Source organism: Klebsiella sp. BIGb0407 (genome assembly GCF_024807845.1).
In the GTDB taxonomy this organism is placed as follows: Bacteria; Pseudomonadota; Gammaproteobacteria; order Enterobacterales; family Enterobacteriaceae; genus JGM124.
Genome location: NZ_JANUEQ010000003.1, coordinates 612,874 through 622,461, shown reverse-complemented (window position 1 = coordinate 622,461; position 9,588 = coordinate 612,874). Strand labels below are relative to the sequence as shown.

Annotated in this window: 9 protein-coding genes and 1 rRNA gene; 3 read left to right on the top strand and 7 right to left on the bottom strand. The window is 49.3% G+C overall.

What is annotated here, in order from left to right; all coding sequences use genetic code 11:
• Positions 1–90: ribosomal RNA gene (rrf, locus tag M2387_RS12885) — 5S ribosomal RNA — on the top strand; the annotation flags it as partial.
• A 179-nt stretch (positions 91–269) separates the two neighbouring features.
• Here the strand turns inward: rrf and M2387_RS12880 are convergent.
• From M2387_RS12880 to trxC, 5 genes are all read right to left on the bottom strand, one after another.
• Complete coding sequence (locus M2387_RS12880) at positions 270–593, bottom strand: YfiM family lipoprotein (RefSeq protein ID WP_259049819.1); 324 nt, start codon at positions 591–593, stop codon at positions 270–272.
• Positions 594–663: 70 nt separating this feature from the next.
• Positions 664–2,019, bottom strand: coding sequence for a CDP-diacylglycerol--serine O-phosphatidyltransferase (gene pssA / locus M2387_RS12875; RefSeq protein ID WP_259049885.1), 1,356 nt, complete (start codon positions 2,017–2,019; stop codon positions 664–666).
• 108 nt (positions 2,020–2,127) lie between these two features.
• Positions 2,128–4,791 carry a bifunctional acetate--CoA ligase family protein/GNAT family N-acetyltransferase gene (locus tag M2387_RS12865; RefSeq protein WP_259049817.1) on the bottom strand — a complete coding sequence of 888 codons (2,664 nt, stop codon included), beginning with the start codon at positions 4,789–4,791 and terminating at the stop codon, positions 2,128–2,130.
• A gap of 32 nt (positions 4,792–4,823) precedes the next feature.
• Positions 4,824–5,525 carry a tRNA-uridine aminocarboxypropyltransferase gene (locus M2387_RS12860; protein WP_259049815.1) on the bottom strand — a complete coding sequence of 234 codons (702 nt, stop codon included), beginning with the start codon at positions 5,523–5,525 and terminating at the stop codon, positions 4,824–4,826.
• Between the two features lie 73 nt (positions 5,526–5,598).
• On the bottom strand, positions 5,599–6,018 hold the full coding sequence (trxC, locus tag M2387_RS12855; protein ID WP_259049813.1) for a thioredoxin TrxC: 420 nt from the start codon (positions 6,016–6,018) through the stop codon (positions 5,599–5,601).
• A gap of 334 nt (positions 6,019–6,352) precedes the next feature.
• Between trxC and M2387_RS12850 the strand changes: the two genes are divergently transcribed.
• A complete protein-coding gene (locus M2387_RS12850; protein ID WP_259049811.1) occupies positions 6,353–7,417 on the top strand; it encodes a tRNA/rRNA methyltransferase in 1,065 nt (354 codons plus the stop codon).
• Positions 7,418–7,482: 65 nt separating this feature from the next.
• On the opposite strand, the gene ung is transcribed toward M2387_RS12850, so the two are convergent.
• Positions 7,483–8,172, bottom strand: coding sequence for a uracil-DNA glycosylase (gene ung, locus M2387_RS12845; protein WP_259049808.1), 690 nt, complete (start codon positions 8,170–8,172; stop codon positions 7,483–7,485).
• Positions 8,173–8,491: 319 nt separating this feature from the next.
• Between ung and grcA the strand changes: the two genes are divergently transcribed.
• Entirely contained in the window at positions 8,492–8,875 is a 384-nt protein-coding gene (grcA, locus tag M2387_RS12840; protein WP_259049807.1) for an autonomous glycyl radical cofactor GrcA, read from the top strand.
• An 88-nt stretch (positions 8,876–8,963) separates the two neighbouring features.
• Here the strand turns inward: grcA and M2387_RS12835 are convergent, their stop codons facing one another.
• On the bottom strand, positions 8,964–9,515 hold the full coding sequence (locus M2387_RS12835; RefSeq protein ID WP_259049805.1) for an NADPH-dependent FMN reductase: 552 nt from the start codon (positions 9,513–9,515) through the stop codon (positions 8,964–8,966).
• Positions 9,516–9,588: the final 73 nt, after the last annotated feature.

Genomic DNA, 9,588 nt, shown 5'->3' with positions numbered 1-9,588 from the left:
ACCTGACCCCATGCCGAACTCAGAAGTGAAACGCCGTAGCGCCGATGGTAGTGTGGGGTCTCCCCATGCGAGAGTAGGGAACTGCCAGGCATCAATTTAGCAAGAGCCCAGTCGAAAGACTGGGCTTTTTTGCGTCTGTAATCGGGAAAATACTCATACGTCTGCAGGATTTTGCGCTGAGACAAGGCGGCAAGGGAGGTTATGAGGGAGCATACATCAGTTTGTGGCTGAGCCGAACGCATGCAGCCAATGCGGTATCAGCAAAGGACTTATTGGTCGGCGAGGCGCCAGAGGGAGTATCCCGTTGCGGCACCTGCGACATCCCAGGCAAAATCTTTCCAGCTCCATCCGGTTCCTGCTGCCCGGCTATCCCATAACTCTTTTGTCGCACCAAGCGAGACTGAGAATAGAAAACCGATATTAGCACTGCGTACAGAACTCGCCCCTTGCCGCTGCGCCACTTCACTCCCTGCAGCTGTCAAAATAGCTGATGCAATAAAATGCTGGGCTTTATCCTGGCCGCTCCACTGGTCATGAGCGGTATGGCTACAACCAGCGAGTAGAAAAACGGTGGGTAATATCAGTCTCTTCATAGCAAACCTCGGGCATAAAAAAACCCTGCATGACAGGGTTTTTAGTTGTTATCTTTTCATCATCCGGGTTCTAGAGGATCCTGCTGATCAATCGATCAACACGGATACGACGTAGACGGCGAATCAACTTGCGTACTTTTACCGGATATTCGGCGATACTTTCCAGATCACGATAATGGTGCACTACCGTGGTATGAGTCCGGATCAGATCCAGTTCTTTAGTACGTAGCTCAGCCAGCTCTTGCTTAGGATCATGAATCAATAAGGCATTCTCTAAGTCGAGACGCCAGGCGCGTGGGTTAAGGTTATTGCCTGTCAGCAACATCCACCGATCGTCCACCCACATCCCTTTTAAGTGATAAGTATTGTCATCATCTTTCCACAGGCGTACGGTCAGCTGCTCACTGCTAACGTAATACTGAAGGCGGCTCAGGAAGCGACGTAAATTAATCTCGTAGAGATAAGGGAGCGCGCCGATAATTTTAAACGGCTGATCTTCAGGAATATAAAAATCATTCGCAGTCTTATCACCGACAATAATTTCGACCTGTTTACCTTCACGCAGCAGCTTAATAATACCGCGTACCAGCACAGCTGGCAGGTTGAAATAAGGGGTGCAAATAACCAGCTTACGCTCAGTACAAGGTATTAAATGAGATATCGCCTTATTCAGGCTACTCGTCTTGCCCAGGCCAACCAGCGGCGTAATAGCAAGACTGTCGTTATCAGCATCACCCTCGAAGGTAAAACCGGTATCACGTAGTTCCTGACGATACTGACGAATATCACTTTTGATATCCGGGCTCTTCGGACGCGTAGGTGAGTCCAGCCGGTGTACGGCACGACCACGAACCAGATATTGGTTGATCCAGTCCGATAGGGTATCAGCCAGCTTAGGATTATGGATGAGGTGATAGCGGTCGTAGCGATATTTATCCTGCTGATGCAGGTAGACATCGTTAATACTGGCACCGCTGTAAACTACCGAGTCATCAATAATAAACCCTTTAAAGTGCAACACACCCAGTGCTTCCCGGGTATTTACCGGCACACCATAGACCGGAATATCCATATCCGGGTGCTGCTCAGCCATACGGTGATACCAGTCCGCATTGGTGTTGGTTGCTTCAACACCAATGCGTCCGCGCTGGGCACGATGCCAGTCCACCAGAATGGTGATATTCAGCTCAGGATGCTGTTGCTTTGCCTGATATAGCGCAGAAAGAATACTTTGGCCCGCCTCATCCTGTTCCAGGTAGAGTGCGACAATAGTAATACGCTTTCTTGCATTAGCAATTTCACGCAACAACGTCTCTCGGAACTCAGCCGGGGAGAAAAGGGTTTTTACATCATCAACCGATTGAGAAAGCTTAGGTAACTGAGCAAGGTGTTGTTGATGTTTATATCGCTTAAATTTAGACAACATCACAGTGCATATCTTCTCTGTTCATGGATGGCCTTCTGAAAATCCAGATGTCATAACTTGCTGATAATATCACTACTACCTGACAAAGTGATGCTGTTTTACCTTACTTTATTGTCTAATCTCAATTTTAGCTAAGGGTAAAGTCAAACTGACAATACCATCTTCCAGCTGAATATCGACGATAAAGCCCAGCTTACGGGCCAGAGTTATCATTCCGCGGTTGTTTGGCATGGTGATCCCATTGAGTTTCTCCAACCCGTGGTCCCGGGTATAAATGATCAGTTTTTCCAGCAAACGACGACCTAGTCCCAAACCCTTTAAGTCCGATCGAACCAGTACCGCAAACTCAGCATCAAGATTATCAGGATCTGAAATTGCCCGGGTGACACCGAGGATCTCTTCTTTGCCAGCATTCTGACGAATCGCCACAAATGCCATTTCGCGATCGTAATCTATCTGCGTCATATTGGCTAAATCATCGTGGGTAAATTCGTTGATTTCGTTAAAGTAACGATAGTACAGATCCTCTTTTGTGACCTGGGCAATAAATTGCTGCAATAACGGTTCATCTTCAGGGAGGATAGGGCGGAATAAACAGTGCTCGCCATTTTTAAGCTGAACATGTTCTTCAAGCTGATGGGGATAGGGGCGTACTGCAAGCCGGGCATCAGCATCGCCCTCGAAGGGAGCCAGCTCAAGCGTAACATCCAGCAGCGTAAACTCATCATTGGTAGCCAGCAATGGATGAATATCGAGACGAGTAATTTCCGGACAGTCTATAATCAGGTTTGATACTTGAACTAGCAAAGTACTCAGCCCTGCAATATCCAGCGGACGCAATGCGCTTCGGCTACGAATTTTATCCATCTTAATAGCCTGGATGACTAAGTAGCGCGCCAGATTCATATTTAAAGGCGGCAGAGCGACAGCAGCCTGCTGATTAGGACGCCAGTCGACACCTCCCTCACCCAGCATAATCAGCGGGCCAAAGATAGGATCATGTTCGACCACCACTCGTAGTTCTTGAGCTCCTGCACGATTAGCCATTCCCTGAACCAATAAGCCATGAATACGCGCCTGAGGCCAGGTCATTTTTACCCTGTCAATAATGGCTTCCGCTGCCTGCTGAACCTCACTGGCAGTTCTCAGATATAACATCACGCCCTGGACATCCGACTTATGCGGAATATCCGGAGAACGTAATTTTAGCGCCACCGGATAGCCAATTTGTTCCGCAATATAGACCGCCTCTGCGCTATCGCTGGCAATCCAGGTGGGAAGAGTGGTTAAGCCATAAGCCTCGAGGATCGGTTTAACCTCATGCGTATCCAGCATTGTGACGCCTTCCTGCATTGCCTGCTGAATCAGATTATGGGCAGTATTGGCATTGGCGGTTAAATTGGCAGGCAGCGCAGGAGTCTCACGCAGCTGTTTCTGATTTCGGCGGTATTCAACCATATGCATAAAGGCGGTGACAGTGCCTTCAGGTGTACGATAGGTGGGAATACCGGCGTCGCTAAATAAACGTCGTGCTTCCTGGGAGGAGTATTCCCCACACCAGTTAGTGATGATGCTGAGATACTTACTGCGCGGATGGCTGCGTAATAATTCAATAAGCGCCTGAGCGCTGGCGGTGCCAGGGGCTACTGCGCTCGGGGCGTGGATAATCATCAAGGCATCAATTTCCTGGCTATCCAGCAAGGCTTTGACCGCCTGGAGATAGCGTTCTGCCGTTGCATCATCCCGCAGATCAATAGGGTTGCCAAGCTCTACGCTGGCAGGTAGCGACTCCCTAAGCTGATTCAGCGTCTGCTCGCTGAGTGTGGCAAGCTTTCCGTTACGACGCTCAAGCTCATCCAGAGCCAGAGCCGCAGGGGCGGCACCGTTGCTGATGATCATTAATCGCTCGCCGCGCAACGGACGCATATGGCTTAACGTTTCTACTGCAGAAAACAGTTCATGGGTATCTTTCACCCGAAGTAAACCGGCGCGCTGAATCGCGGCATCCCATGCGGCATCGAGTCCTGGATGGGTTTTTAACAGGGTCTGCGCTTTTGCACTACGGCCACTTTTGATAACCAGAATGGGTTTATTACGCGAGGCGCTTCTGGCGGCGGAGACAAAACGCCGGGCATCACTCAGATGTTCCAGATAAAGCAAAATTGCGCTGGTTTTACTATCGCGGGCCAGATAGTCGAGGAGTTCATCAACGTCGGTATCCAGGCTATCCCCGAGAGCGATAAACCAAGAAAAACCTATTTCTCGCTGCTGGGCCCAGTCCAGAATGGTATTAGACACAGCGGCAGACTGAGAAATAAAGGCCAGCTTACCTTTTTGAATCGGAACCGGAGAAAAACTGGCATTGAGACCCTGCCAGGGGGCAAGTAAGCCAAGACTATTAGGGCCCAGCAGACGTATTTGCCAGCGTGTGGCTACCGCCTGTAATTCGGGGAGCTGTTCCGGAGGAGCCGACAGAATAATACATGCCTTGCAGTTTTTTTCCCCCAGCGCTTCCAGTAATTCGAGATTACGTCGCGAATGGGTACAGATAACCGCTAAGTCCGGGGCAAAAGGCAAACTGGCCACATCCGGCCAGGCCAGTACGCCACACACTGCTTTATAAGCGGGTGTGACGGGCATAATAGGGCCATTAAACCCACCGTCCAGTAAGTTGCGCATCATCAAATAACCTGCGCGATGGCTTTTTGCTGATGCCCCAATCACGGCAATAGATTTCGGGCGTAGTAGCGCTTCCAGTCCACGTTGGCTCACAGTGCTCTCCCACAACTGATGTCTGAGTGATTCTAAACGCTTTCGCTCGACTCTGCTGTGATACTGGCCTGATGATGGGGTTTACCTGCTAAATAGCACTCACGAAAATGAATAAAATGCTGCTGCAGACCAGATGAAGCCTGGGTATCACCCGCCAGTTCAAGCAAGGCTGCTGCGACTTCGGCGGTACAGTACTGCCCATCACCATGCGCTGCGCGTAAACGGTAGGTTGAAGTAATAGTTAAATCGACAGAGATAACCGGCAGAGCGTCCAGGTATGGACTTTTACGAAACATTTTTCGCGCTTCGGTCCAGGTGCCATCGAGCATAATAAACAATGGCGGCTTACCGCTGGTGGGGGGCGCCGTGAGGATCTGGCGTGTGCTATCGGCATAACTCGCAGGGAAGACCACCATGGGCTGATAATCGTTACTGGCGACCAGAGCCAGTAAATCTTCAGGCGGTTCGGTACGTGACCACTGAAAGGCCTCGGTATCAGGAAGAATATCGGCAATTAAACGGCCGGTATTACTGGGTTTTAGGGGCTCGGTATCAAACATCACCAGGCAGAAGCGACTGCGGGCCGTTTGCGGTTTAATCGTGGCACACAGGCAATGCTTAAGGGGGATCAAGCAGCGCTGGCAGCGAATAACACGATTCCCGCGAGCCAGAAAAGGGCGGGTCGCCCTTGCAAGACGCTCAGTCCGAAGGCGAAGAACAGCATTGTCTGTCATGAAGATATTCTGTCTAAAAACGCTATGTTAACCTGGATTAATATCAGGGGCACGGCGAAGATGCCCCTTGGTTTTAGATTTTCTCGTCGAGCCAGCGATCAAACTGCGCTTTTGGCAATGCACCATTTAACATCTCGACCATCTGACCTTGTTTAAAAATCATCAGAGTGGGGATACTACGGATACGAAAACGGGCACTTAGCTCTTGTTCAGCTTCAGTATTGACCTTAATAAAACGGACTTTGTCGCTGCGTTCTTCGGCCACATCTTCAAAAATGGGCGCAAAATTCACGCAAGGACCGCACCAGGGAGCCCAGAAGTCCACTACGACTGGCAAGTCATCTTTCAGCAGTTTATCCAGCGTTGCAGCTGTCGCGTTAACCACTTCGCCATCAAACAGTTGATGGCCGCAGCGACCACATTTCGCTCCGTCATCAATACGGTCTTCAGGCAGACGGTTAATCGCCTGGCATTCGGCACAAACGGTATTCATGGCTAACCTCAAAGAGTCGTCTGTTATTAAATGATATATACCCGTCATACTTCAAGTTACCTGGGTGTTGCCTGCGTCCAGCCCGCCGAATCACATAGTTTATCTATGCTCATCGACGGGCTGAACTTGGCGCCTACAGGAAACTCGAATTATTTAGGGTATAAACGTATTACAGTATGGTATCTCAGGCTTGATAGTATCAATTAACCCGCAGGGGTGACCAGGCGATTTGCCCGATGGATGTAATAGTTAATAGCTTTTGACTAAAGTTAATGGCGAAGCCGCGCCACATCAGGTAATCTGCGCGCGTTGCGCTCAGCGAGGTGGAGGAATAATGAACGACGAATTTAAAGGTAAAAGCGGCAAAGTCAAAGTGATGTATGTCCGCGGTGACGATGACAGTGATAAACGCAGCCAGAATCCGCGTACCGGAAAAGGCGGTGGGCGTCCTGCAGGACAGTCACGTAATGAAGGAGGCGCTCGTCGTCCAGCTCGTAACGCTGATAAACCACGTGGAGATCGCTCCCGTAGCGATAATAACGATCTGGGGAGTGATGGTTCGCCATGGCGTACGGTTTCTCGTGCTCCACGGGAAAATGTCCCTGCAGTGCCGGATCACGGTGGTATCAGTGGCAAGAGTTTTGTCGACCCTGAAGTCATTCGCCGTCAGCGTGCTGAAGAAACACGCGTCTACGGTGAAAATGCTTGCCAGGCGTTATTCCAGAGTCGTCCAGATTGTATTGTCCGCGCCTGGTTTATCCAAAGCGTCACCCCACGTTTTAAAGAAGCTCTGCGCTGGATGGCGGCAAACCGCAAAGCCTACCATGTGGTTGAAGATGAAGAACTGGAAAAAGCGTCCGGTACTGAACATCACGGCGGTGTTTGCTTCCTGATTAAGAAGCGTAATGGGATTACAGTACAAAGCTGGCTTTCAAAAGCAGGTGAAGAAGACTGTGTCCTGGCGCTGGAAGAAGTGGGTAATCCTCATAACCTTGGTGGCATTATGCGTAGCTGCGCTCACTTTGGTATTAAAGGATTACTGGTTCAGGATGCGGCTTTACTGGAGTCTGGTGCAGCAGTACGTACCGCTGAAGGTGGCGCTGAGCATGTTGTTGCTATCAGCGGCGAGACATTCAGCGATGGACTGGAATCTTTCCGTCGTGCAGGTTATGCGATAGTCACCACTTCCAGTCACGAGGGAACGCCGCTGTTTAGCGCGAAGTTACCGAAAAAAATGGTGCTGGTATTAGGTCAGGAACGTGACGGTGTTTCTGAATCCACCTTCGACAACGCTGATATGCGCGTGGCGATTAATGGAACAGGTAATGTTGAAAGCCTGAACGTTTCAGTCGCAACGGGCGTATTACTGGCAGAATGGTGGCGTCAAAACAAAGTCTAATCACTTTGTTGTCTTATCCGCGTTACCTTTAAACGCCTGATGTATTCCATCAGGCGTTTTGTATTTTAAGCTTTGGCTTCCGGGAGTTGAGGCGTCCAGTCAATAGGGGACTCTCCACGCTCTGTCAGGTACTGGTTAGTTTGCAAGAAATGACCGCATCCGAGGAAACCACGGTGAGCAGAAAGCGGGGAAGGATGCGGTGCGGCTAAGACATGATGGCGCTGTCTGTCGATGATGCGACCTTTTTTCTGCGCGTGTGCTCCCCACAACAGAAATACCACCCCTTCACAGTACTGATTAATTAACGCTATCACTTTATCAGTGAAGGTTTCCCAGCCTAATTTCGCATGGGAGTGGGCAAGCCCTGCTTCCACCGTGAGTACGGTATTCAGCAATAACACGCCCTGACGTGCCCAGCTTTCAAGGTAACCATGTTTTGGCCGCGTGAAGCCCGGAATAGATGCTTCAAGCTCTTTATACATATTGACCAGTGAAGGGGGCGGGTTAATTCCCGGCAGGACGGAGAAAGAGAGTCCGTGAGCCTGGTTCGGGCCGTGATAAGGATCCTGACCTAAAATGACCACTTTCACATTCCCAAGTTCGGTAAAGCGAAAAGCATTAAACACATCTTTCTGGGGCGGATACACCGTGACACCCGCCGCACGCGCAGCCGAGACTGCACTGAGGGTATCAACAAAGTAAGGCTGTTGTTTCTCTTCTGCCAGCACATCGTGCCAGGTGAGGGTCGTGGTCATTTCGCTCTCCTGCGAAGTCATCAGCCCGTAGCTTAACCGCTTCTTCTCTCAGGGTAAAATATCTGCGCGTTAGAGGGGCAGTGATGAGTAATAAAATTTGATAATTTACAAAATAATTTGATTTTATTGGGAGTCAGTAAGTTGATGTAAAACAAATAAATCTGGCCACTCCTGCAAAAGGCACGTTATTTTTGTTGATTTAAATCAAGGAATCGCCCGGCTCAGACTGATATAAGAACATTATTAATACAAAGGTTTTACCAATGAGCCAGCGTGCTGGCCCTAAAATCAGCAATATGAGCCCATAGGGAGAAATACAATGATTACAGGTATCCAGATTACTAAAGCAGCTAACGATCAACTTCTGAACTCTTTCTGGTTGCTCGATGAAGAAGCCGGTGAAGCTCGTTGCGTATGTGCTAAAGCCGGTTTTGCAGAAGATGAAGTTGTAGCCATCGATGCACTGGGACAGTTCGAGTACCGCGAAATTCCGATGGAATTAAAACCAGAAATTCGTGTGGAAGGTGGTCAGCACCTGAACGTTAACGTTCTGCGTCGTGAAACTCTGGAAGATGCGGTTAAGCACCCGGAAAAATACCCGCAGCTGACCATTCGTGTTTCAGGTTATGCGGTACGTTTTAACTCACTGACTCCAGAACAACAGCGTGATGTTATTACCCGTACATTTACCGCCAGTCTGTAAGAGCTAGCGAGTAAAACAAACAGCCGGCCCGGTTTTTAACTTGGCCGGCTGTTTTATTTGTGGTTTCATCAAGACGAGCACAGATTATTTATTTTTTTCCCTGGGCTGTTATAGCCTGAGTTAATGCCAGCATCTGGGTTTCAACTAATGCCTTGATTTTCTCATCTTGCAGGTTGCCTTGCTCATCGAAACCACCGGCAAAAGCACTCGAGAAAACTTCAGGTCTGTTCAGCGGATGAATATTCAAGAAAACGCAGGTCTGGCGTAAATGATACTGCGCCCGGGATGTCCCCATACCGCCTCCTGCGCCCATCAATGCAGCAGGTTTATCGCTGAGAACGGAGGGCTCGGGTAAGCGAGATAGCCAGTCTAAAATGTTTTTAAGGGCTGGTGCCATAGAGTAATTATATTCAGTGCAAGCGAAGACAAAACCATCAGCATCCTGCGCCTGCTTTGCTATACGTTGAACCGATTCCGGAACTTCTTTTAAATCAGCATTATAGAAAGGAACGTCGAGTAAATCGGCGATCTCCAGCGATGCGCCTTGGGGTAACGCCGATTGAGCGGCACGAAGCAATCCGAGGTTGGTTGAGGCTTTACGCAAGCTACCTGCAATACCCAATAATTTGATTTCACTCATTTTATTAATCCTGGTCGTTAATGTGAACTTTAAGAGTAACGTTAATATGTTCCGGTAAAACGATGATAATCAG

Excerpts from the sequence above, each read along its gene's own strand:
- M2387_RS12880 (WP_259049819.1), bottom strand. The coding sequence starts at position 593 with ATGAAGAGACTGATATTACCCACCGTTTTTCTACTCGCTGGTTGTAGC.
- pssA (WP_259049885.1), bottom strand. The coding sequence starts at position 2,019 with ATGTTGTCTAAATTTAAGCGATATAAACATCAACAACACCTTGCTCAG.
- M2387_RS12860 (WP_259049815.1), bottom strand. The coding sequence starts at position 5,525 with ATGACAGACAATGCTGTTCTTCGCCTTCGGACTGAGCGTCTTGCAAGG.
- trxC (WP_259049813.1), bottom strand. The coding sequence starts at position 6,018 with ATGAATACCGTTTGTGCCGAATGCCAGGCGATTAACCGTCTGCCTGAA.
- M2387_RS12850 (WP_259049811.1), top strand. The coding sequence starts at position 6,353 with ATGAACGACGAATTTAAAGGTAAAAGCGGCAAAGTCAAAGTGATGTAT.
- ung (WP_259049808.1), bottom strand. The coding sequence starts at position 8,172 with ATGACCACGACCCTCACCTGGCACGATGTGCTGGCAGAAGAGAAACAA.
- grcA (WP_259049807.1), top strand. The coding sequence starts at position 8,492 with ATGATTACAGGTATCCAGATTACTAAAGCAGCTAACGATCAACTTCTG.
- M2387_RS12835 (WP_259049805.1), bottom strand. The coding sequence starts at position 9,515 with ATGAGTGAAATCAAATTATTGGGTATTGCAGGTAGCTTGCGTAAAGCC.